Source organism: Mycobacterium sp. NPDC049093 (assembly GCF_040704635.1).
Lineage (GTDB): Bacteria > Actinomycetota > Actinomycetes > Mycobacteriales > Mycobacteriaceae > Mycobacterium.
Genome location: NZ_JBEZJS010000001.1, coordinates 513,087 through 533,957 on the forward strand (window position 1 = coordinate 513,087; position 20,871 = coordinate 533,957).

The following is a 20,871-nucleotide window of genomic DNA, read 5'->3' on the forward strand; positions in this document are numbered from 1 at the left end:
TCTCTTATCGGGCGCTCGGGCGGCCGACAGGCGACCGGTGTGGTCTGGGGTCGTCCCGATCAGGCACTATGGAGGCGATGGAAAGCGTGACCGAATCTGCTGAGCAGACACCCGAGACCGGCCCGGCGGCACCGTCGCAGGAGCAGGAGGCGGTGCTGTTGGGTGCCGCCGAACAGGCTCGCGCGGCGCTGATCGAGTTCAGCGGCGAGGGCGCCGTGGGCGAATACCTCGGTGCGAGCATCGAGGACGCCTCGTCGGCCACGCACCGATTCCTGGCTGACCTGCCCGGTTACCGTGGCTGGCAGTGGGCCGTCGTGGTGGCTGCCTACCCGGGCGCCGACCACGCCACGATCAGCGAGCTGGTCCTGGTTCCGGGTCCGACGGCGCTGCTGGCGCCGGAGTGGGTGCCGTGGGAGGAGCGGGTTCGTCCCGGGGACCTCGGGCCCGGCGACCTGTTGGCCCCGCCGCCCAATGATCCGCGTCTGGTCCCGGGCTATGTGGCCACCGGTGATCCGCTGATCGACGATGCGGCCCTCGAGCTCGGCTTCGGCCGGCGTCAGGTGCTCAGCGAGTGGGGTCGGGCGCAGGCTGCGCAGCGCTGGCACGACGGCGATTACGGGCCGGGTTCGGCGATGGCCCGGTCGACACGCCGGGTCTGCCGCGACTGCGGCTTCTACCTGCCGCTCGGTGGCGCGCTGGGCGTGATGTTCGGCGTGTGCGCCAACGATCTGTCGGCCGACGGGCATGTGGTGGAGGCCGAGTACGGCTGCGGGGCCCATTCGGACACCCCGCAACCGCCCGGCACCGGGTCGCCGATGTACGAGCCGTACGACGACGGTGTGCTCGACACCGCCGACTGAGGCGAATCTGGTCCGGCCGACTGAGGCGAATCTGGTCCGGTGCTGAGGCGAGTTCGACCCAGTCGATGGAGTCGTCCCTAGTGCTCGGCGGCGGCCTTGATCCGGGCCAGCGAGTCTTTCATTCCCTCGACGAGTTCGTCCTCGAAGCTGGGGACGCCGCCGAACAACGCGCCGACCAGAGCGTTGGACACGGCTGTGGTGCCGTTCTCGGCGTGGCGGGATTCGGTCACCCGGGTGCCCGTGCCCGTCGGTTCCAGTTCGTAACTCCACACGGTGTTGTTGCCCTCCACCAGGAAGGACAGCTTCTTGTTGTCGACGACCTCGGTCAGCCGTGACGTGGTGGGCCAGAACACGAACTTGCGCCGGTTGAGGTTGAACGTGCGGGTTCCCGGACGCAGCGGGCCGAGCGGCTTCATGAGCCGGCACTGCGGGCTCCACTGCGGCATCCGGCGGAGGTCAGATATCAACCCCCAGACCTTGTCGACCGGTGCGTCGATGTCGATGGTGGCTTGCAGTAGGGGTGCGGCCATGGTGTCTCCTCAGGTCAATCCGCTTTGCGCACCGCGGGATCCGCGGCGCACGGCGCGGCGCTGGATCAGAAAGATAGTCGTGCCGAGAACGCCGATCGCCAGTCCGGCGACTGTGAACGGCCGCCAGTGTTGCAGACCGCTGACCGTGAAGGTCAGGACGGTGGCGATCAGCCAGCCCGTGGCGATCACCAGAATCACCGGCCACGGTTCCAGCAGTGCGGCAGGCAGGGCCGGCGGTTGGGGCTCCGGCGCGTCGTTGTCCTCGGTCATCGGTGACCAACGTATCCGATGCGGTCCGCGTTCATTGGTCTTGGTTTTAGCCCTTTACCTTGAGCGCCTCAGTACTATTTCCGATGTGAAGGATCCGGAGGCGCGGCTCGCCAATGATCTGGCCCTGGCGGTTGTTCGACTCGCGCGTCAATTACGTACGCGGCGTGCGGAATCCCCGGTTTCGCTGACCCAGTTCTCGGCGCTGGCCACCTTGGCCAAGGAGGGCGCGATGACACCGGGCGCGCTGGCATCGCGTGAGCGGGTGCGTCCTCCGTCGATGACCCGGGTGATCGCCTCACTGGCCGAACAGGGTCTGGTGGCGCGGGCCGCCCATCCGCTGGACGGACGCCAGATCGTGGTGTCCGCCTCACCGGCCGGGATGACCCTCGTCGAGGCCGAGCGCCGCGCGAGCCAGGAGTGGCTCAAGACGCAACTGTCCCGGTTGGATCCGGATGAACGCCAGACGTTGATCACCGCAGCCGATCTGATGTCGGCCATGGTTCTCGAAGGCGTGTGAGTCTGCTGCAGGTTATCGATATCGACGATCCGGCCGATTCCCGGTTGGACGACTTCCGCGACCTCAACAGCGTGGACCGGCGACCCGATCTGCCCAGTGGCAAAGGTCTGGTGATCGCCGAAGGCGTGCTGGTGGCGCAGCGGATGCTGGCCTCCCGCTTTGCCCCGCGTGCACTGCTTGGCACGGACCGGCGCCTGACGGAACTGGCCGCCGACCTCGAGGGTGTGGACGTGCCGTTCTACCGGACCGACGCCGACGTGATGGCTGCCGCGGTCGGGTTCCACCTCAACCGTGGCGTGCTGGCCTCGGCCTCGCGGGCGCCGGAGCTGACGGTGGCGGAGGTGATCTCCGAGGCGCGCACCGTGGCGGTGCTCGAAGGGGTCAACGACCACGAGAACCTCGGCTCGATCTTCCGCAATGCCGCCGGACTGGCGGTCGATGCCGTGGTGTTCGGGGCGGGGTGCGCAGATCCGCTGTACCGGCGGGCGGTGCGGGTGTCGATGGGCCACGCCCTGCTGGTTCCGTTCGCGCGGGCCTCCTCGTGGCCCGGTGATCTGGAGCTCTTGCGGGACAAGGGGTTCCGACTCATGGCGATGACTCCCGATCCGGCTGCCGCGACCCTGTCCGAAGCGATGACGCAGCTCGAAGGGGATCGGGTGGCGGTACTGGTCGGCGCCGAGGGGCCAGGCCTGACCGAGCACACGATGCGGGCCAGCGACGTGCGTGTACGCATCCCGATGTCACGCGGCACCGATTCGCTCAACGTCGCCACGGCGGCGGCGCTCGCGTTCTACGAGCGTGCCCGGCTCGGGAGCTGAACTCGCGTTAGATTGACACCGTGACCGACGATTCCACGCCGTGGGCGACCGGCCTGACGGTGGCGGGTTTCGTGGCAGCCGTGCTCGCCGCGGCCATCGTGGTACTCGGGATGGGGCTGTTGCGCGTGCACCCGCTGCTGGCGGTGGGCCTGAACATGGTCGCCGTCGGGGGATTGGCGCCCACCGTGTGGGGCTGGCGGCACCGGCCGGTGTGGCGCTGGTTCGTGCTGGGGTCGGGTGTCGGTGTGGCGGGCGGGTGGCTGGCACTGCTGGCCATCGGGCTGACCCAGGGCTGACCTCAGGCCACCAGTCGTGCGCCACAGAGCGGTCGACAGCGCTGAACATTGAGGTCACCGGGTAGCCGCAATCTTCAGCGCAAGTAGTTGTCCACAGGTGCGCGGAACGGGTCTGGTCGTGGAGGAGCCGGTGGGCAAGCATCGATGGCGTGGACATCGAGGACGTGCTTCGGCAGCAGTCGGGGGTGATCTCGCGTCGGCAGGCCCTGGATGCGGGGCTGCAGCAGCACGACATTCGACGGTTGCTCCGGCGCAATGAGTGGGCGCGGGTCCACGACGGCGTCTACGTCGATCACACCGGACCTTTGTCCTGGCTGCAACGAGCCTGGGCCGCAGTGCTTTACGCAGCTCCGGCGGCGTTGTGCCTGGAATCGGCGTTGACCGGCGAGGGTGCGGTGATCCATGTCGCAGTCTCCCGTGACCGGGGCGTGCTGGCCGAACCACCCGGAGTGCGCATCCACCATCTGACCCACCTGCAGGAGCGGGTGCTCTGGCATGTCGGTCCGCCACGGCTGCGTTTCGAAGAAGCGGCCCTTGACGTCGCATGTCAGGCCGTATCCGAGTTCGATGCGATTGCGGTGCTGGCCGACGCTTGCCAATCGCGGCGCACTACGGCGCGACGTCTGCTGCGAGCCCTCGACGCCCGTCGGCGGGTTCGCAGACGACGCTGGCTGCGGGCGGTGATCGTCGACATCGCCGAGGGCAGCTGCTCGGTCCTGGAGCACAGGTACCTCAACCGCGTGGAACGGGCGCACGGATTGCCCCGGGCCGCTCGTCAGAAGCGTTGGACGTCATCGGTGAAGGTGAGCTACCGCGATGCCGAGTACGACCGACGGCTCGTGGTCGAACTCGACGGCCTCCTGTTCCACAACACTGCATCGGCACGAAACAAGGATGTCGAGCGTGATCTCGACGCCGCGGTCGACGGCCGCTCAACCGTCCGACTGTCCTACCGTCAGGTTTTCGACCGACCGTGCCGGACCGCCGCGAAGATCGCCCAGGTGATGCGGCGACAGGGAATCGCAGTGAGTGGCCACGCCTGCGGTCCGGACTGCGAGTTCACCCGCGTCGAGCTGGCGGCCTGACTAGATAACGCTGAAGATTGTGGCTACCTGATGGCCGCAATCTTCAGCACTGACTCCACGAAAACGATCAGGGCTGGGTGCCCGAGGAACGCACGCCCAACAGCACGTCCTCCCAGGCCGGAACCGTCGCACGGGCCTTGCGGCTGCGCTTGGGCGCCGGGGGAGCCGGCGCGGGCATAGGTTCGGCCGGCCGGCTGAACTGCTCGGGTGCCGCCGCCGGGACGTCGTGGGTCTCGGCCTCGTGGTTGTCGAACAGATGCGGGACCGCAGCGACCGGGCGCAGCGGCCTGTCGAAATCGGGGTTGATCAGCTGGCGGGCCGCGTCGTCCGACGCCGAGACGGTGCCGCCGTGGGCCCCGGGGGAATAGCGGAAGTGCGCGACGTTGTCCGACCGACCGGCCTTCCAGGCCAGCTGCACGGTCCAGCGGCTGTCTTCATTACGCCAGGCGTCCCAGGCGATCGAATCGGGATCGAGGCCCCGCGCCACGATGGCCTGCGTCACGGTTTCGAGCAGTGTCAGCACGGCGGGTCCGTCGGCCAGTACCGGATGCGCTGCGGTGGCCAACTCGGCCGCCCGCGCGCGCTCCAGCAATACCGGATGGGCAAATCGCTCGACCCGTTCGATCGGCACTCCGGCTGCTGCGGCCAACTGCTCGACCGATGCGCCGGCGCGGATCTTTGCCTGAATCTCCTTGGGTCGCAGCACGTTCTGCACCTCTACATCGATCTCGGGCTGATTCGAGGTGACCTTGTCGCCGCGCATCGCGGCGCGCAACCGGTCGTCGACACGCAAGCTGAACGTCTCTTTGGAGTCGTCGTCTTCGCAGATGATGCGTCTGCCGTCTACGTTCAATCCAACGACTCTGAGTTCTCGCATACCGACCTGACCTCCTGCGCGAACCCTACTGCGTTATCAGCCCGTTACCGGGCTGACACGCTGGCGGAGGGCTACCGGGATCGAAGGATTGCTCAGAGCTGGCCGACGACCCAGTCGACGCAGGCGGTCAGGGCGCTCACGTCGTCGGGCTCCACGGCCGGGAACATGCCGATCCGCAGCTGGTTACGCCCGAGCTTGCGGTAGGGCTCGGTATCCACGATCCCGTTGGCGCGCAGCACCTTGGCGACTGCGGCGGCATCCACCGAATCGCTGAAGTCGATCGTGCCGACGACCTGCGAGCGCAGGGCCGGATCGGTGACGAACGGGGTGGCGAACGACGTGCCCTCGGCCCACGAGTACAGCCGCTGCGAGGAGTCTGCGGTGCGCTTGACGGCCCAGTCCAGCCCGCCGTTGCCGTTGAGCCAGTCGATCTGCTCGGCCAGCAGGATCAGCGTGGCGATAGCCGGGGTGTTGTACGTCTGGTTCTTGAGGCTGTTCTCGACCGCGATGGGCAGCGACAGGAAATCGGGCACCCAGCGGTCCGATGCGCCGATGGCCTCGATGCGGGCCAGTGCCGCGGGGCTGACGATGGCCAGCCACAGGCCGCCGTCGCCGGCGAAATTCTTCTGCGGCGCAAAGTAATACGCGTCGGTGTCGGCGATGTCGACGGGCAGGCCGCCGGCGGCCGAGGTGGCGTCGATCAGCACCAGCGCATCACCGGCCGGGCGCTGCACCGGCACCGAGACGCCGGTCGAGGTTTCGTTGTGGGCCCAGGCGACGGCGTCGACCGACGGGTCGGACTGCGGCTGCGGTGCGGTGCCCGGATCGGTCTTGACGATGATCGGGTCGCCGATGAACGGGTTCTTGGCCACGCACGAGGCGAACTTCGAGCTGAACTCCCCGTAGGTGAGGTGCAGCGATTTCTTGTCGATCAGACCGAACGCCGCGGCATCCCAGAATGCGGTCGAGCCGCCGTTGCCGAGGATCACCTCGTAGCCATCGGGAACCGAGAACAGCTCGCGCAGCCCGTCGCGGACGCGGCCGACGAGATTCTTGATCGGTGCCTGCCGGTGGGACGTGCCGAACAGATCCCCGGCAGCGGCCAGCGCGGTCAGTTGCTCCGGGCGGACCTTGGAGGGTCCACATCCGAAACGGCCATCGCGGGGCTTGATATCGGCGGGGATGATCAGTTCAGCCATGGGACCAGCCTAAAGTCGGCCGCTACCGCGTCAAAATTCGGGCACCGTCGGTGGTGAGCGCCACAGTGTGTTCGCTGTGCGCGGCGCGGGCTCCGGTGGCGCTGCGGAGTGTCCAGCCGTCGGGGTCGTGGACGTAGCCCGTGGTGCCGTCGGCGATCAGCATCGGCTCGATCGCGATCACCAGTCCGGGCTGCAATGTCATGCCTTGGCCGGGCCGTCCCGAGTTGGGGACGTGTGGCGCCTCGTGCATGGTGCGCCCGATCCCGTGGCCGCCGTGGTTGGCCAGCAGCCCGTAGCCGGCCTCGCGGGCCACCGAGGCGATGGCGTGTCCGACGTCACCGAGGGTGTTGCCGGGCCGTACCGCGGCGATCCCCGCGGCCAGGGCTGCGTCCGTCGCCTCGATCAGCGCGGTGTCGGCCGCTGCTGCGGTGCCCACGACGAAGCTGCGGGCGGAGTCTCCGCACCAGCCGTCGAGGATTGCTCCGAAGTCCACCGACACCAGGTCGCCGTCGGCCAGGACGGTGTCGTCGGGGATGCCGTGCACCACGGCGTCGTTGACGCTCACGCACAGCACCGCGGGGAAGGGTTTGGGCGCCCACCGCGGGTGGTAGTTCAGGAACGGCGAGGAGGCGTGATGCGCGGCGAGGATATCGGCGGCGATTCGGTCCAAATCGGCCGTGGTATGGCCCGGAGCGGCCTGACTGGCAATTGTTTGCAGTGTGTCGGCTACCACAGCTCCGGCCGCCGCCATCGCCTCGACCTGGTCTTCGGTCTTCAGATCGACCACGTGCGGTCACCTATCGGCAAACAATTCAAATCAGGCATGGACTTTTACTCGATACCTGCGGTACCGTTTGTACAACAGGTGGGTAGATGTAAACCTCAGACAAGTATAGAGAGGTCTGCAACATGGCTCGGACCAAGATGGTCAGGCGCTGGCGCAAGAACATGGACGTCAGCGACGACGTTCAGTACACCGACATGCTCGCGACGCTGTCCGAGGGCTCGGTGCGACGCAATTTCAACCCGTACAAGGACATCGACTGGGATTCTCCGGAATTTGCCGTCATCCCCAACGATCCGCGCTGGATCCTGCCCGGGACCGACCCGATGGGCGGTCACCCGTGGTACCAGGCGCAGCCGGTCGAGCGGCAGATCGAGATCGGCATGTGGCGCCAGGCCAACGTCGCCAAGGTCGGCCTGCACTTCGAGAACATCCTGATTCGCGGCCTGATGGAGTACTCGTTCTGGGTGCCCAACGGCTCGCCGGAATACCGGTACTGCCTGCACGAATCGGTTGAGGAGTGCAACCACACCCTGATGTTCCAGGAGATGGTCAACCGCATCGGCATGGACGTGCCGGGCATGCCGCGGCTGCTCAAGTGGCTGCAGCCGCTCATCCCGCTGGCTGCGGGCCCGCTGCCGATCCCGTTCTTCTTCGGCGTGCTCGCCGGCGAGGAGCCCATCGACCACACGCAGAAGAACGTGCTGCGCGAGGGCAAGGCACTGCACCCGATCATGGAACGGGTGATGGCGATCCACGTCGCCGAGGAGGCGCGGCACATCTCGTTCGCGCACCAGTACCTGCACAAGCGGGTGCCGAACCTGCGCCGTCGTCAGCGCTGGATCCTGTCGCTGTTCGTGCCGCTGACCATGCGCATCCTGTGCTCGGCGATCATCGTGCCGCCGCGCACGTTCTGGAAGGAATTCGACATCCCGCGCTCGGTGCGCAAGGAGTTGTTCTTCCGTTCGCCGGAGTCGCGCAAGATGCTGCGGGACATGTTCGGTGATGTCCGCATGCTGTGCCACGACACCGGTCTGATGAACCCGATCGCCAAGCTGATCTGGCGGATCTGCAAGATCGACGGGGCGCCGAGCCGCTACCGTAGCGAGCCACAGCGCGAGCACCTGGTCTCGGTCGCCTGAAGCTCGTCCGGAAAGCGCAAGGTCTGCAGAGGTTCTAGATGCCCCACGTGATCACCCAGTCGTGTTGTAGCGACGGGTCCTGTGTCTACGCGTGCCCGGTGAACTGCATCCATCCCTCACCGGATGAGCCGGGCTTCGCGACGGCCGAGATGCTCTACATCGACCCCGAGGCGTGTGTGGACTGCGGCGCGTGCGTGAGCGCCTGCCCGGTCGGCGCCATCGCGGCCGATACCAAGCTCACGGACAAGCAGCTGCCGTTCATCGAGTTGAACGCCGCCTTCTACCCGAAGCGGGAAGGCAAGCTGCCGCCGACGTCGAAGCTGGCGCCGGTGATCGCGGCACCGCATGTGGCGGCGCGGCCAGGCGGTCCGTTGACGGTGGCCATCGTGGGCTCCGGCCCGGCCGCCATGTACGCGGCCGATGAACTGCTGACGCAGCGTGGCGTGCGCGTCAATGTGTTCGAGAAGCTGCCGACGCCCTACGGGCTGGTGCGTGCCGGTGTGGCACCGGACCATCAGAGCACCAAGCGGGTGACGACGCTGTTCGACACCATCGGCAGGCAGCCCGGTTTCCGGTTCTACCTCAACGTCGAGGTCGGTAAGCACCTGTCGCACGCCGACCTGCTGGAGCACCATCACGCCGTGCTGTACGCGGTGGGTGCGCCCAACGACCGACGGCTCGACATCGACGGCATGAATCTGCCCGGCACGGGCACCGCCACCGAGATGGTGGCCTGGATCAACGGGCACCCGGAGTTCACCGATCTGCCGGTGGACCTGAGCCACGAGCGGGTGGTCATCGTCGGCAACGGGAACGTCGCATTCGACGTCGCCCGAGTGCTCACCACCGATCCGGATATGTTGGCCCGCACCGACATCTCCGATCACGCGTTGGCGGCCCTGCGCAACTCGAAGGTCTCCGAGGTGGTCATCGCGGCCCGCCGCGGCCCCGCCGAATCGGCCTTCACCCTGCCTGAGCTGATCGGCCTGACCGCGACCTGTGACGTGGTGCTCGACGAGGCCGATCACCAGCTGGTGGTCGCAGATCTGGCCCGCGAGACCGATCCGCTGACCCGCAACAAGCTGGAGATCCTGACCAAGCTGGGCAATGCGTCCGCACCGCTGACCCGGCCGCGGATCCGGTTGGCCTACCGTCTCACCCCGCAGCGTGTGCTCGGCGAGGACCGGGTGGCCGGCATCGAATTCGGTCTCACCGGAACCGATCAGGTGCGTGAGCTGGAGGCCGGCCTGGTGCTGACCTCGATCGGCTACCGCGGCAAGGCAATTGCCGATCTTCCGTTTGACGACGATGCCGCCGTAGTGCCCAACGACGCCGGACGCGTGCGCGGTGCGTCGGGCGCCTACGTGGCCGGCTGGATCAAGCGCGGGCCCACCGGCTTCATCGGCACCAACAAGTCATGCGCGGCGCAGACCGTGCACCAGCTGGTCGACGATTACAACGCCGGCGCGCTGACCGATCCGGTGCACAAGGCGGCCGCCCTGGACAAGCTGGTGCGTACCCGCCAGCCCGCCATGGTCGACGCCGCCGGGTGGCGGGCGATCGACGCCGCCGAGATCGCCCGCGGTGGCGAGGACCGTCCACGGGACAAGTTCACCTCGGTCGACGAGATGGTCGCGGTCGCCGCGACGGCACCGAAACCGACTGTGCGGCAGCGACTCACCGCGAGCCTGCAGGCACACTGAGTTGCCGGGGCCCGCTCGGGATTACTCGAAGCCGGGCCCGTGCAACGGCTCCCCGAAGCGCATCGAAAGCTCCACCAGCGGTTCGACGGTGCGTAGCGCCAACTCGACACGGTCGGACAGCGAGCCCGTCAACAGCACCCAGGAGTGCCCGGCCGCGGTCAGAGCGTCGGCGAACCAACCGGTCATCGCCGCCCGCATATCCAGGTCTCCCTCCCGCATGCCGTCGTCGTGCCACGGCACGTCTGTGTGGTCGGTGAGCAGATACACCGCACGGCGCGGCACCCGGGTCCAGGGCTGACCGCTGCGTGCGGCCGTCCCGAGATAGCGGCGTTCCCAGACCGCGGTGGCGAACGCGTCGGTGTCACACACCAGGATCGGTGAGCCGTCGCGAGCGGCGGCTTCCTCCCGGCGGTTCTGCTCGGCCCCGATGTAATCGAAATCGGTGTGATCCCACACCAATTCGTCGATGGCGCGGTCGGGTTGGCGTTCCCAGAGCCGGGCTGTGTGCTCGCGACCGTACTCCTCGACGTTGCGCGTCGTGGCCCACACTCCGCCGCGTGCCGCATAGTGCTGCTGCAGTTGCGCAGCGACCGTCGTCGTCCCCGTCGACTCGGCACCGAGCACGACGACCCGGGTCGTCAGCCCCGCGCGCGTGGCCGGGGCCAGTTCGAGCCACCGGCCGGCCAGGTCGCGGCGGACGGCCGAGGCGCTGACCGGGCTCCGGGTGATCCGCACACTCGCGGCGTCGAACCAGCGTGCCAGCTCGTCACCGTAGTCGTCGCCGCAGAACACCGCGTCGACTTCGGCCGGGCAGCCTGCCGCCCGCAACCCGGCCCGCATGGCAGCCACCTGCGCTGCCCACACGCGCTGGTCGGTGACGTCCAGCGGTGCATCGCAAGGGATTCCGGCGACGGTCACGTTCGTCTGCGCCGAGTGTGTCTCTCGGAGCCAGTCCACCCGATCGGTCAGCGGCACAGTCTCCGGTGCGGCCGCCATCACCAGCGCGCTCACCCGGCCGCACCGGTTCGCCGCGTCCGTGATGGCGGCGTGGTGTCCGCGATGGGGCGGATAGAACTTGCCGATGAACAGGCCGTGACCGAACTCGCTCATGGCACCCGCACCTTCCGCCAGGACTGCAGCCCCGACAGACACAGCACCAGGAACACCGCGTAGATCGCCGCGGTCAGGTTCAGGTCCCGGCTCACGTACAGCGGGATGTAGACGCAGTCGGCGGCAATCCAGAAGTACCAGGTCTGGACGTACTTCCCGTTCAGCAGCCACTGCGCGACCAGTGACAGGCTCGTGGTGAGCGCGTCGAGAAACGGCGCCGCGTCGTGGGCGGCGCGCAGGATGACCGTCAGCAGAGCCGTGCCGGCTACGACAACGCCAACGCACCAACCGATTTGGTCCGGTCGGGCCCGGGTGACCATCAGCGGGGTGCGACCGGCGTTGCCGTACCGCCACTGCCACCACCCGGCGAAACCCAGTGCGATATAGAGCACCTGAAGACCGGCGTCGGCCCACAGCCGGGCCGAGGTGAACAGCACCAGGAAAAACAGGCAGTTGGCGATACCCACCGGGAAGTTGGCGATGTGCCTGCGCACGGTCAGCGCCACGCACAGCCCGCCGGTGAGGAAGCCCAGCAGCTCGGCCCAGCTGACCGCGTCGCCGCCCAACACGAACAGCGTGGTGTTGAGCGGCTGCACGAGCTGCGCCAGCCAGTCCAGCATCGACTCTCCCCTCCGGTTGTTCCGCGTCGACCCTAACCGGGAGCGGTGAATTCGAACCTGCCTGCGGTCAGCACCGCGATCAGATCGGCGCACGCCCTGGGGTGGAACCGCGCGATGAACTCGTCCTCCTGGGCGGCCCACCGGTCCCAGTACGGCCGGTAGGTCTCGCCGTCGCGGTCCAGTGCCCGGCGCTTGCGCTCGGTGTCGTCGGCGTCGACCCAGATACCCAGATCGGCCAGCGCCCGGCCGGCCGGGGTGAGCGCCCCGATGCCTTCGACGATCAGCCGTTGCCCGGGTTCGACCTCGTGGTGCCCACTCGGAGCGGCGGTGGCCCAATCCCATTGCCGCCAGTGTCCGTTATGCCCGGCCGCCCGTGGCTCGAGCAGCGAATGCTGCACATGCTCTGCGGCCCACGCCAATCCGTCCCATCCCGGGTAGATGTCGTCAAGGCGGACCACGACGGAATCGGCCCAGCTCTCGTGCAGTTGTGCCGCCAGCGTCGACTTGCCCGACCCGGAACGGCCGTCGATCAGCACGGTCGTCGCGGCGGGGCCGAGCCGGCCCAGGATCTCATCGAGCGCCAATGAAGTTCCAGGCTCCGGAGGAAACCGAGACGCCGATGGCGACTGCGGCGATGGCGAATCCCGCCGCGATCAAGGCGAATTCGCGAACACCGAACGGCGACGGCCGGGCCCAGGTGCGCGTGGGGTAGGCGCCGAACCCGCGGGCTTCCATCGCGGTGGCAAGCTTCGACCCGCGCCGCACGGCAAACACCAGCAGGGCGAACGTCTGCCCCGCGATCCGGCGCACTCTCGCATGGTCGGCCACCCCGCGGGCCCGCCTGGCATAGCCGAGATACTGCCAGTCCTGTCCGAGCAGCCCGACCAGTCGCAGGCCGGCCAGGGCGCCGATCACGAACCGGGCCGGCAGTCGCAGCACCTGACCCAAACCGTCTGCTAATTCGGTCGATTCGACGTCGATGAACAGGATGACCGACGGCAGTGCGATGGCCAGGACCCGGAGGAAGGTGGCGGCGGCCAGGGCGATGGATCCGTCACTGATTGTGACGAGGAAGAAGTGCCAGTACACCGTTCCGCTGACCTGCCCGTAGAGCAGGATGGTGATCGCGGTGAGCGTGGCCGCGAGGGCGACCACCGCACCTCGGGTCAGCGCCGCCCGCAGTCGCACACCGACCACGACGAACAACACGATCTCCCCGGCCAGTGCGGTCAGCGCCGAGACCCAGTCGACCGACAGCACCAGGGCACCCGCGATGACCAGCGCGGTGAGCAGTCGTGCGACCGGGTTGATCGTGCGCGCGGTCATGGTGCGGTCTCCGCGGTGGGCTCCCAGTCGGGCAGCACGATCCGGGCGTCGGCGAGCACGTCGGCAAAATCGAGATCGTGGGTTGCGGCGACGACCGCCGTACCGCCATCGGCGATTTCGGCCAGCAACCGGGTCAACTCCTCCCACGTGCGGCGGTCCTGGCCGAAGGTCGGCTCGTCGAGGATGATCACCTTGGGCGCGGTCGCCAGCATCGTTGCCACCGAAAGGCGGCGCTTCTCGCCACCCGACAGCGTGTACGGGTTCACCGTGGCGAGGTGTGTCAGATGCAGGCGTTCGAGGAGTTCGTCGGTGCGGGCGGTGATCTCGGCGGTGGGGAGTTTGATGGCCTTGGGCCCCAACGAGAGTTCGTCGCGCACCGTGGCGGTGAGGAACTGATGCTCAGGATCCTGGAACACGCTGCCGATCCGGGTGAGCAGTTCTTTCGACCGCCATTTGACGGGCTTGCGGCGGGACGGGGAAGGGGCGAAATCGGGGTGTGCCTCGAGACGTCCGGTGGGCACGGGCAACAGGCCGCCGAGAGTGAGCGCCAGCGTCGACTTACCCGCCCCGTTCGGACCGGTGATCACCGTGGTCCGTCCGGCCTCGATCTCGAAGTTCAACCCGACGTGCATCGGCGGATCCCCCGGGTGGGCCAGTGCGAGATCCGTGGCATGCAGCAGTGATTCGCGGGCTGCGGACCGGTGGCGGGTGATCTCGGGCAGCGGGGTCTCCGGCACCCACACACCCGATCGGACCAGGTAGTCGTGATTGCGCCGGATGGTCGCATCCGGTGTTCCGTCGGCGATCACCTGACCGTCGGCGCCGAGCACGACGACGCGGTCGATGACGGGCATCCACACATCGGTGCGGTGCTCGATGACGATGAGTGTCGCGCCGGTCCGGGCGGCCGAGGCGGCAACCGCATCCCGCACTTCGAGGACACCGGCAGGGTCGAGGTTCGCCGTCGGTTCGTCGAGCAGGATGAGGCCGGGATCCATCGCGATCACCCCGGCCAGTGCGAGCCGCTGTTTCTGTCCGCCGGACAGTTCCGAGGTGGATTGGGACAGAGCCAGTTTCAGGCCGACGGCGTCGAGGGCCGTTCGGACCCGGGGCCAGATCTGTTCGCGCGGAACGCCGAGGTTCTCCATGCCGAAGGCGACGTCGTCACCGACCCGGGACAGGATCACCTGGGCGTCGGGATCCTGCAGCACCATCCCGATCCGGTGACGCTGTTCGCTCGGCGCGGCACCATCGACCCGCAGTGTTCCCGCCTGCCTGCCCTCTTCGGCACCGCCGAGTAATCCCGCAATGCCATGCAGCAGAGTCGATTTCCCGGCGCCGGACGGTCCCAGCAGCAACACCCGCTCGCCGGGCTCGATCCGCAGATCGAGATCCCGCACGGCCCAGGCGGCGCGTCCGGCATGGCACCAACCCCAGGTGTGCGCCGTGACGGTGGCACCGGCGCCGTGCGGTGAGCTCATCGAGCCTCGGGGCCGATCCGCCCCGAGGCGAACCGGCTCAGCGCGCCGGTCTTCGCCAGACCCCTGACCGCGAACCAGGACAGGAGCCCGGCGACGAGTGCGCCGGACACGATCGCCGAAACCGTGTAGATCGCGGCGAACGTGTTGGCCGAACCGGGATACCAGAGGATGAGGTCGTTGATCGCCAGGGCGAGCCCGGCGACGGCCCCGGCGATCAGCGCGACCGGCAATCCCCAGCGGCGGTAGAGGAACACCGCGAAAACCAGTTCCGCGCCGAGCCCCTGCACCAGTCCGGATTCGAGCGTGAGCACACCCCACTGGTTGCCGACCAACGCCGACACCGTGGCCGCGACGAGCTCGCCGTACAGGGCCGCGCCGGGCTTGCGGATCACCAGGGCGGTGAGCACACCGGCGAACAACCAGCCGCCGGCGAGCAATGCCTGTAGACCCGGAAGCGCCGCCGTCAATGGTGCGCCGATCGGGTTGGACGCGATGTTCCACACGACGAACACCAGCCCGGCCGCCGTTGCGAGGACGCTGGCGACGACGATGTCCACGACCCGCCAGCGCAGGGCGCGGGCAGCCGGCGTGGTGTCGGTGGGCTGGGTGTTCATCGATCTCCTTCGTGGCAGGAGATCAGTATGGACTGCGCGCGACGGCGGGGGAGTGGGCTACTGCCCGGACTGCATGGCCTGTGCGATCTCCTCGGGACTGACCTCGCGCACCGGCTGCCCGAGTGACCACTGGTGGCCGAACGGGTCGCGCACCATGCCGTAGCGGTCACCCCAGAACTGGTCCTCCAGCGGCATGATGACCTCTGCGCCGGCGTCGACCGCCTTGGCGAAACTGGCCTCGACATCGGTCACGGTGAGGTGGATGGTCACCGGGGTGCCGCCCAGCGCCTTGGGGGTCGTCGACTTGCCGTCGTTGTACTCGGGAAAGTCGTCGTTGAGCATGACCGTGGACCCGTTGATGCCGAGCGCGGCGTGGATCAGTCTGCGGCCGTCGGGGCCGGGCACCCGGCCCAGCTCCGTGGCACCGAATGCCTTGACGTAGAAGTCAATTGCCGCGGCGGCGTCGTCGACAACCAGATGCGGCAGGACTGCGGGTGTTACTTCGATCGCCATGATCTTCTCCTGGTGTGGGTGAGCGGTTTCAATGCAGACCCGCGCGGCAGGCGGATCTCATCGGCGGACAGGTCCCATGGAACCACTGCCCTCTGACACCCGCACGAACCGCGAAACTACGCTTTGTGACGGAAATGGCCCTGAACTCGTCAGAACCCGTAGTTTCGGCGCAAGAAGCGGGCACCGCTCACGACGTGGCGATCTTGTCCCATCCGGTGACCGACTGCACGCTGCGCGGTTCGGGGCCGACGTAGATGGCGGCCGGACGGACCAGCTTGCCCAGCCGTTTCTGTTCCATGATGTGCGCGCACCAGCCGGCGGTCCGGCCACAGGTGAACATCGCGGGCATCATCGAGGCGGGCACCTCGGCGAAGTCCAGGATCACCGCCGCCCAGAACTCGACATTGGTCTCGATGGCCCGGTCCGGGCGCCGTTCGCGAAGCTCCGCCAGCGCGGCCTGCTCCAGGGCTGCGGCCACCTCGTAACGGGGCGCCTCAAGGCGTTTCGCCGTGGCCCGCAGTACCCGGGCCCGTGGATCCTCGGCCCGGTACACGCGGTGCCCGAAGCCCATCAGCTTGTCGCCGCGGTCCAGGATGGATTTCACCACCGCGCGGGCGTCACCGGACTTCTCGACCTCTTCGATCATCGGCAGCACCCGGGCCGGGGCACCGCCGTGCAGCGGCCCGCTCATCGCGCCCACCGCGCCGGAGAGGGAGGCCGCGACATCGGCGCCTGTGGAGGCGATCACCCGGGCCGTGAACGTCGACGCGTTCATCCCGTGTTCGGCGGCGGTGACCCAGTAGGCGTCGATCGCCTCGACGTGCCTGGGATCCGGGTCGCCCTGCCAGCGCGTCATGAAACGTGCTGTGACCGTGTCACATTCGTCGATCCGGCGTTGCGGTACGGCGGGCTGGTAAATGCCGCGGGCGGACTGGGCGACGTAGGACAGCGCCATGACCGAGGCCCGGGCCAACTGGTCACGTGCGGTGGTGTCGTCGATGTCCAACAGCGGCGCGTAGCCCCAGATCGGTGCGAGCATCGCCAGTCCGGCCTGGACGTCGACGCGGACGTCGCCGCTGTGTATGGGCAGCGGGAACGGCTCGGCCGGGGGCAGGCCCGTGCCGAAACTGCCGTCGACCAGCAGTCCCCACACGTCGCCGAAGGTGACCCGGCGGTCCACGAGTTCCTCGATGTCCACGCCCCGGTAGCGCAGCGCGCCGCCGTCCTTGTCCGGCTCGGCGATCTCGGTGGTGAAGGCGACGACGCCTTCGAGGCCGGCAACGAAGTCTTCCGGTACAGCTGGCATGGCCAGATTGTTGCACCAAGTCCAGGCGTAGCGTTACCGCGGTGGCCATACCTTCCGGACCAGCGCCTGAACACGACCAACACGACCTGGCTGCCATGCGCGTGGATTACGTGGAGAAGGACGGCTGCGGCGACCTGGACGTCGATTGGCTGGGCGAGGACCCGGCAACCGGTTGGCTGACGCTGTTGCGGACCTGGCTGGCCGATGCGTTCCGCGCCGGGGTGGCCGAGGCCAATGCCATGGTCGTGGCCACCACCGACGGCGAGGGAAGACCCGTCACCCGAACCGTGTTGTGCAAGAGCATGGACGAGACAGGCATCACGTTCTACACCAACTATGACTCCGCCAAAGGGTCACAGCTGGCTGCGCATCCGTACGCGTCGGCGACCTTCCCCTGGTACCGGCTGGGGCGCCAGGTCCATGTGCGCGGACCGGTGACGAAGGTGAGCCGTGAGGCCACCCAGGAGTACTGGTCGAAGCGCCCCCGGGGTTCGCAGCTCGGTGCGTGGGCGTCGCAGCAGTCGAGCCCGATCGCGTCGCGCCCGGCGCTGCTCGACCAGCTCGCCGAGGTGACGGCGCGGTTCGCCGATCTCGAAACGGTTCCGGTGCCGCCGAACTGGGGCGGCTACCTGATCGCGCCGGAGAGCGTGGAGTTCTGGCAGGGCCGGGAGAACCGGGTACACAACCGAATTCGCGTGATCGGCAATCAAGCCGAACGCCTCCAGCCCTAGTGCGTAGGTTCTTCGCCGACACCACACCCCTGCGCACCCCGGACTTCCGGCGGCTGTGGGTGGCTGGTATCCCCACGGTGATCGGCGCCAACCTGACCATCTTCGCGGTGCCGGTGCAGCTGTACGTGCTCACCGAGAACTCCGCCTATGTCGGGTTGTCCGGCCTGTTCGCGCTCGTCCCACTGGTGGTCTTCGGCCTGTGGGGCGGTGCCTGGGCCGACGCGATGGACCGCAGGCTGCTGCTGATCATCGCCTCGATCGGCCTGGCCGTGTCGTCGGTGCTGTTGTGGCTGCAGGCCGCGCTGTCGCTGAACAACGTCTGGGTGGTGCTGTGTCTGCTGTCGGTGCAGCAGGCGTTCTTCGCGATCAACAGCCCGACCCGGTCGGCGGCGATCCCACGGATGCTGCCGGGCGAGCAGTTGCCCGCGGCGAACGCGCTGAACATGACGGTCTTCCAGTTCGGTGCGATCGTCGGACCGCTGCTGGCCGGGGTGATGTTGCACTGGGTGGATCTGTCGACGCTCTATCTCATCGACGCCATCTGCTGCCTGGTGCCGATCTGGGCCACGTTCCGGCTGGCGCCGATGCCGCCGGTCAGCACCGAGGACGGCGGTTCGCGATGGGGCCTGACGGCGGTGCTGGACGGTTTCCGCTACCTCGCCGGTAACCGGGTGGTGTTGATGTCGTTCGTCGTCGACCTGGTGGCGATGATCTTCGGGATGCCTCGCGCGCTCTTCCCCCAGATGGCACACGAGAGCTTCGGCGGTCCGGTGGAGGGCGGCACGGCCATGGCATTGCTGGCGGCAGCGATGTCGGTGGGTGCGGTGGCCGGTGGCGTCTTCTCGGGCTGGCTGCCGCGGATCCGCAGGCAGGGACTGGCCGTGGTCGTGGCCATCGTGGTGTGGGGCGTGGCGATGGCCGGGTTCGGTGTCGCGGGCGGGGCGGCAGGCGGCAGCGCCGGGCTGGTGTTGTGGATTGCGTTGGCGTTCTTGGCCGTTGGTGGTGCGGCCGATATGGTGTCGGCCGCGTTCCGGTCGACGATCCTGCAGCAGGCGGCCTCTGACGAACTGCGCGGCCGGCTACAGGGCGTCTTCACGGTCGTGGTCGCCGGCGGCCCGCGACTGGCGGACACATTGCACGGCGCGGCAGCGGCAGCGGTGGGCACCACGGTCGCCGCGGCGGGCGGCGGGGCGCTGGTGATCGTCGGTGTGCTGATCGCCGCGCTCGCGGTGCCGGCGTTCGTGCGCTATCGGGTGGGCGCGGACGGCGCACAGACGACCGTCCCGCAGGAACAGTCCGAGGCTGACAAAGTATGACCACCGGCGAATGGCACTCAACGCCACATAGTTGCCGAAATGGACCGAAAAGCAGGCCTTTGAGGGCTAACATCCGATCTCGTGGTTGACGGGATGCGCCAGGCCGAGACCGGATTGCGTGAACGCAAGAAGCAACGCACCCGAGCGATGCTGATCGAGGCCGCGATCGACCTGTGCGACCGCCACGGATTCGAGAGCACCACCGTCGAGCAGATCGCGGCGGTCGCAGATGTCTCGCCCCGCACCTTCAGCCGCTACTTCGCCACCAAGGATGCGGTGGTGCTGGCGTTCGTCGACGAGGTGATCGAGAGCGTGGCGGTCGAGTTGACGGCGCAACCGGACGACATCGGCCATCTCGAGGCGGTGTACCGCGCTCACGTGCAGGCCTTCCTCAAGACCAAGACCGCGCCGCCGACCCAGCTCACGGCCGATCGGCTGTTGGCCTCGGCGCGCATCGTCACCTCGTCGCCGGCGTTGATGCACACCGCGTCGCAGTTCCGGGCGGATGCGGTCAACGTCGCGCTGTCCCGGCGGATGGGCGTGCCCGGCGACGATCGCCGGCTCAAGCTGACGGCCGTGGTGTGGGGTTCGATCATCATGACGGCCATCGCTGAGCTGGGGTCCCGGGCCGATTGGGCTTCGGTGAGCGTGGACGACATCGTCGACAAGATCAAGGCGACGTACGCCGATTTCCTGGCGGTCGTCGAGGGTGCGGGATAGCTCGCGGGAGCTCCACATCCGGGAAATCTTGGCGCACAGCCGACCCCGCAGATGCGGTTAGGCTCAATCGGCCGCGTGAATGCGAAGTATCGGCAGTATTCGTCGGGTTCCGCGCAGTTCAGCGAACGCCGCTGCGCACGGAGGCGCCGGGCCCGATTACCATCGAATCTTCGGATCGTCGTCGGTTGGCGATCGCTGTTCGGCGGGGTCAACGAGCAATGGGTGGGGAAAAGCAGATGACAGACGGCTGGCACGGGGACGGCCCGGCTGATCCATTCGGCAACAACCCATTCGGCGGCCCACGACGGGCGATGGCTTCGGCCAACCATGGGGTCGCCGTGCAGCCTGCTTCGATAGCATCACGTGGTGCGGTTCGGGGGACTGGCTTCGTGTTCAGCGGTGGGCATCCCACGCTGCGCCGACCTGGCTCGACCGAGAACTGAAGACGGAAGGATTGGTGGCGTTTGAGCACCCCGAGTCCATTCGATTTCAGCGACTTCGGTCCCCCGGCCCGGACCGGACCCTCCGGCCCGCCTCCCGGCCCCGGCGGGCGTCCCGCACCAGGGCCGGGTGGGCCCTCGTCGGGTTTCGACCCGTGGGCCGGCGCACCTCAGTCCCAGCCTCAGCCTCAGCGAGCCTCGCACGAGGTCTTCGGGGGGCCGCCTGCCGGCCAGCCCATGGGGGCGCAGGACGCGTTCGGCCAGCCCATCACGGTCGGGCCGGGAGCGGCCGCGCTGCGGACCACCGGACCACCGTTGATCTGGTTTGCGGTGGCGCTCGCACTGGCCCTGGCCGGAGTGATCGTCGCGGTGATCGGCGCGGTCATGGGGCCGATGATCCTCACGGCGGTCGCGGGCTGGTTGTTGGCCGGACCGGTGGCCATCGGCGCGCTGGCGGTCTACACACGGGTCGACACCCGGCGCCGCACGGATGCCATCTACTCGGCGCCGAACTGGACCTCGACGCTGTACTGGGCGGTGCTGGCGGTGTGCCTGGTGGGTATCGCCGTAGGGGCCTGGCAGATCGCCCTGTGGGCGGGCAGGCTCTAGAGCG

At 68.1% G+C, this 20,871-nt stretch carries 24 protein-coding genes; 11 read left to right on the top strand and 13 right to left on the bottom strand.

The features are described from left to right. The first annotated feature begins 77 nt into the window (after window positions 1-77). Window positions 78-860: a DUF3027 domain-containing protein gene (locus AB0876_RS02410; protein ID WP_491837411.1), complete on the top strand. Its 783-nt coding sequence runs from the start codon at window positions 78-80 to the stop codon at window positions 858-860. 77 nt (window positions 861-937) lie between these two features. On the opposite strand, the gene AB0876_RS02415 is transcribed toward AB0876_RS02410, so the two are convergent. Further along, window positions 938-1,390, bottom strand: coding sequence for an SRPBCC family protein (locus AB0876_RS02415; protein WP_526041104.1), 453 nt, complete (start codon window positions 1,388-1,390; stop codon window positions 938-940). A gap of 9 nt (window positions 1,391-1,399) precedes the next feature. After that, window positions 1,400-1,660, bottom strand: coding sequence for a DUF2530 domain-containing protein (locus tag AB0876_RS02420; protein WP_491837413.1), 261 nt, complete (start codon window positions 1,658-1,660; stop codon window positions 1,400-1,402). An 85-nt stretch (window positions 1,661-1,745) separates the two neighbouring features. Here AB0876_RS02420 and AB0876_RS02425 point away from each other — a divergent pair, with 85 nt between their 5' ends. The 4 genes from AB0876_RS02425 to AB0876_RS02440 all read left to right on the top strand — a co-directional run bounded on the left by AB0876_RS02425 (window position 1,746) and on the right by AB0876_RS02440 (window position 4,376). Beyond that, window positions 1,746-2,177, top strand: a complete 432-nt coding sequence (locus AB0876_RS02425; RefSeq protein WP_055117529.1) for an Rv0880 family HTH-type transcriptional regulator — start codon at window positions 1,746-1,748, stop codon at window positions 2,175-2,177. Then, on the top strand, window positions 2,174-2,995 hold the full coding sequence (locus AB0876_RS02430) for a TrmH family RNA methyltransferase (protein WP_491837414.1): 822 nt from the start codon (window positions 2,174-2,176) through the stop codon (window positions 2,993-2,995). Before AB0876_RS02425 ends, AB0876_RS02430 begins: the two co-directional genes overlap by 4 nt. A 20-nt stretch (window positions 2,996-3,015) precedes the next feature. Next, window positions 3,016-3,291 carry a DUF2537 domain-containing protein gene (locus AB0876_RS02435; RefSeq protein ID WP_491837415.1) on the top strand — a complete coding sequence of 92 codons (276 nt, stop codon included), beginning with the start codon at window positions 3,016-3,018 and terminating at the stop codon, window positions 3,289-3,291. Between the two features lie 149 nt (window positions 3,292-3,440). Next, window positions 3,441-4,376, top strand: a complete 936-nt coding sequence (locus tag AB0876_RS02440; RefSeq protein ID WP_526041105.1) for a type IV toxin-antitoxin system AbiEi family antitoxin domain-containing protein — start codon at window positions 3,441-3,443, stop codon at window positions 4,374-4,376. Window positions 4,377-4,443: 67 nt separating this feature from the next. Here AB0876_RS02440 and sepH read toward each other — a convergent pair whose 3' ends face one another. The 3 genes from sepH to map all read right to left on the bottom strand — a co-directional run bounded on the left by sepH (window position 4,444) and on the right by map (window position 7,239). Next, complete coding sequence (sepH, locus tag AB0876_RS02445) at window positions 4,444-5,253, bottom strand: septation protein SepH (RefSeq protein ID WP_491837417.1); 810 nt, start codon at window positions 5,251-5,253, stop codon at window positions 4,444-4,446. A gap of 92 nt (window positions 5,254-5,345) precedes the next feature. Then, the gene (gene serC, locus AB0876_RS02450; protein ID WP_055117520.1) at window positions 5,346-6,452 is read right to left on the bottom strand and encodes a phosphoserine transaminase; all 1,107 of its coding nucleotides are present in this window, start codon (window positions 6,450-6,452) and stop codon (window positions 5,346-5,348) included. 22 nt (window positions 6,453-6,474) lie between these two features. Then, entirely contained in the window at window positions 6,475-7,239 is a 765-nt protein-coding gene (gene map, locus AB0876_RS02455) for a type I methionyl aminopeptidase (protein WP_491837419.1), read from the bottom strand. Window positions 7,240-7,361: 122 nt separating this feature from the next. Between map and AB0876_RS02460 the strand changes: the two genes are divergently transcribed. Together AB0876_RS02460 and AB0876_RS02465 are read left to right on the top strand one after the other, a co-directional pair. Further along, window positions 7,362-8,378, top strand: coding sequence for a diiron oxygenase (locus AB0876_RS02460; RefSeq protein ID WP_526041106.1), 1,017 nt, complete (start codon window positions 7,362-7,364; stop codon window positions 8,376-8,378). Between the two features lie 38 nt (window positions 8,379-8,416). Then, on the top strand, window positions 8,417-10,081 hold the full coding sequence (locus tag AB0876_RS02465) for a 4Fe-4S binding protein (protein ID WP_491837421.1): 1,665 nt from the start codon (window positions 8,417-8,419) through the stop codon (window positions 10,079-10,081). 21 nt (window positions 10,082-10,102) lie between these two features. On the opposite strand, the gene AB0876_RS02470 is transcribed toward AB0876_RS02465, so the two are convergent. The 8 genes from AB0876_RS02470 to AB0876_RS02505 form a co-directional block, all read right to left on the bottom strand. Then, window positions 10,103-11,191 (bottom strand): AAA family ATPase, encoded by a 1,089-nt coding sequence (locus AB0876_RS02470; RefSeq protein WP_526041107.1) that lies wholly within the window; start codon window positions 11,189-11,191, stop codon window positions 10,103-10,105. Continuing rightward, on the bottom strand, window positions 11,188-11,811 hold the full coding sequence (gene pnuC, locus AB0876_RS02475) for a nicotinamide riboside transporter PnuC (RefSeq protein WP_526041108.1): 624 nt from the start codon (window positions 11,809-11,811) through the stop codon (window positions 11,188-11,190). The genes AB0876_RS02470 and pnuC overlap by 4 nt, the downstream gene beginning before the upstream one ends. 32 nt (window positions 11,812-11,843) lie before the next feature. Continuing rightward, window positions 11,844-12,395, bottom strand: a complete 552-nt coding sequence (locus AB0876_RS02480; RefSeq protein ID WP_491837424.1) for an AAA family ATPase — start codon at window positions 12,393-12,395, stop codon at window positions 11,844-11,846. Beyond that, entirely contained in the window at window positions 12,382-13,137 is a 756-nt protein-coding gene (locus AB0876_RS02485) for an energy-coupling factor transporter transmembrane component T family protein (protein ID WP_526041109.1), read from the bottom strand. Before AB0876_RS02485 ends, AB0876_RS02480 begins: the two co-directional genes overlap by 14 nt. After that, a complete protein-coding gene (locus tag AB0876_RS02490) occupies window positions 13,134-14,618 on the bottom strand; it encodes an ABC transporter ATP-binding protein (protein WP_526041110.1) in 1,485 nt (494 codons plus the stop codon). The genes AB0876_RS02485 and AB0876_RS02490 overlap by 4 nt, the downstream gene beginning before the upstream one ends. Then, complete coding sequence (locus AB0876_RS02495) at window positions 14,615-15,232, bottom strand: ECF transporter S component (protein ID WP_064883622.1); 618 nt, start codon at window positions 15,230-15,232, stop codon at window positions 14,615-14,617. Before AB0876_RS02495 ends, AB0876_RS02490 begins: the two co-directional genes overlap by 4 nt. Window positions 15,233-15,289: 57 nt before the next feature. Further along, window positions 15,290-15,745, bottom strand: a complete 456-nt coding sequence (locus tag AB0876_RS02500; protein ID WP_526041111.1) for a VOC family protein — start codon at window positions 15,743-15,745, stop codon at window positions 15,290-15,292. Between the two features lie 187 nt (window positions 15,746-15,932). Continuing rightward, complete coding sequence (locus tag AB0876_RS02505; RefSeq protein ID WP_491837428.1) at window positions 15,933-17,051, bottom strand: citrate synthase 2; 1,119 nt, start codon at window positions 17,049-17,051, stop codon at window positions 15,933-15,935. Between the two features lie 41 nt (window positions 17,052-17,092). Between AB0876_RS02505 and pdxH the strand changes: the two genes are divergently transcribed. The 4 genes from pdxH (at window position 17,093) to AB0876_RS02525 (ending at window position 20,867) form a co-directional block, all read left to right on the top strand. After that, the gene (gene pdxH / locus AB0876_RS02510; RefSeq protein WP_491837429.1) at window positions 17,093-17,782 is read left to right on the top strand and encodes a pyridoxamine 5'-phosphate oxidase; all 690 of its coding nucleotides are present in this window, start codon (window positions 17,093-17,095) and stop codon (window positions 17,780-17,782) included. Next, entirely contained in the window at window positions 17,782-19,098 is a 1,317-nt protein-coding gene (locus tag AB0876_RS02515) for an MFS transporter (RefSeq protein WP_491837430.1), read from the top strand. The genes pdxH and AB0876_RS02515 overlap by 1 nt, the downstream gene beginning before the upstream one ends. Before the next feature lie 81 nt (window positions 19,099-19,179). Next, window positions 19,180-19,818 (top strand): TetR/AcrR family transcriptional regulator, encoded by a 639-nt coding sequence (locus AB0876_RS02520; RefSeq protein ID WP_526041112.1) that lies wholly within the window; start codon window positions 19,180-19,182, stop codon window positions 19,816-19,818. A gap of 464 nt (window positions 19,819-20,282) precedes the next feature. Continuing rightward, window positions 20,283-20,867 (top strand): hypothetical protein, encoded by a 585-nt coding sequence (locus tag AB0876_RS02525; protein ID WP_526041113.1) that lies wholly within the window; start codon window positions 20,283-20,285, stop codon window positions 20,865-20,867. The last annotated feature ends 4 nt before the right edge of the window (window positions 20,868-20,871 follow it).

Coding starts and splice junctions, on each gene's coding strand:
- AB0876_RS02410 (WP_491837411.1), top strand. CDS start 78: ATGGAAAGCGTGACCGAATCTGCTGAGCAGACACCCGAGACCGGCCCG.
- AB0876_RS02415 (WP_526041104.1), bottom strand. CDS start 1,390: ATGGCCGCACCCCTACTGCAAGCCACCATCGACATCGACGCACCGGTC.
- AB0876_RS02420 (WP_491837413.1), bottom strand. CDS start 1,660: ATGACCGAGGACAACGACGCGCCGGAGCCCCAACCGCCGGCCCTGCCT.
- sepH (WP_491837417.1), bottom strand. CDS start 5,253: ATGCGAGAACTCAGAGTCGTTGGATTGAACGTAGACGGCAGACGCATC.
- serC (WP_055117520.1), bottom strand. CDS start 6,452: ATGGCTGAACTGATCATCCCCGCCGATATCAAGCCCCGCGATGGCCGT.
- AB0876_RS02460 (WP_526041106.1), top strand. CDS start 7,362: ATGGCTCGGACCAAGATGGTCAGGCGCTGGCGCAAGAACATGGACGTC.
- AB0876_RS02465 (WP_491837421.1), top strand. CDS start 8,417: ATGCCCCACGTGATCACCCAGTCGTGTTGTAGCGACGGGTCCTGTGTC.
- AB0876_RS02470 (WP_526041107.1), bottom strand. CDS start 11,191: ATGAGCGAGTTCGGTCACGGCCTGTTCATCGGCAAGTTCTATCCGCCC.
- pnuC (WP_526041108.1), bottom strand. CDS start 11,811: ATGCTGGACTGGCTGGCGCAGCTCGTGCAGCCGCTCAACACCACGCTG.
- AB0876_RS02485 (WP_526041109.1), bottom strand. CDS start 13,137: ATGACCGCGCGCACGATCAACCCGGTCGCACGACTGCTCACCGCGCTG.
- AB0876_RS02490 (WP_526041110.1), bottom strand. CDS start 14,618: ATGAGCTCACCGCACGGCGCCGGTGCCACCGTCACGGCGCACACCTGG.
- AB0876_RS02495 (WP_064883622.1), bottom strand. CDS start 15,232: ATGAACACCCAGCCCACCGACACCACGCCGGCTGCCCGCGCCCTGCGC.
- AB0876_RS02500 (WP_526041111.1), bottom strand. CDS start 15,745: ATGGCGATCGAAGTAACACCCGCAGTCCTGCCGCATCTGGTTGTCGAC.
- AB0876_RS02505 (WP_491837428.1), bottom strand. CDS start 17,051: ATGCCAGCTGTACCGGAAGACTTCGTTGCCGGCCTCGAAGGCGTCGTC.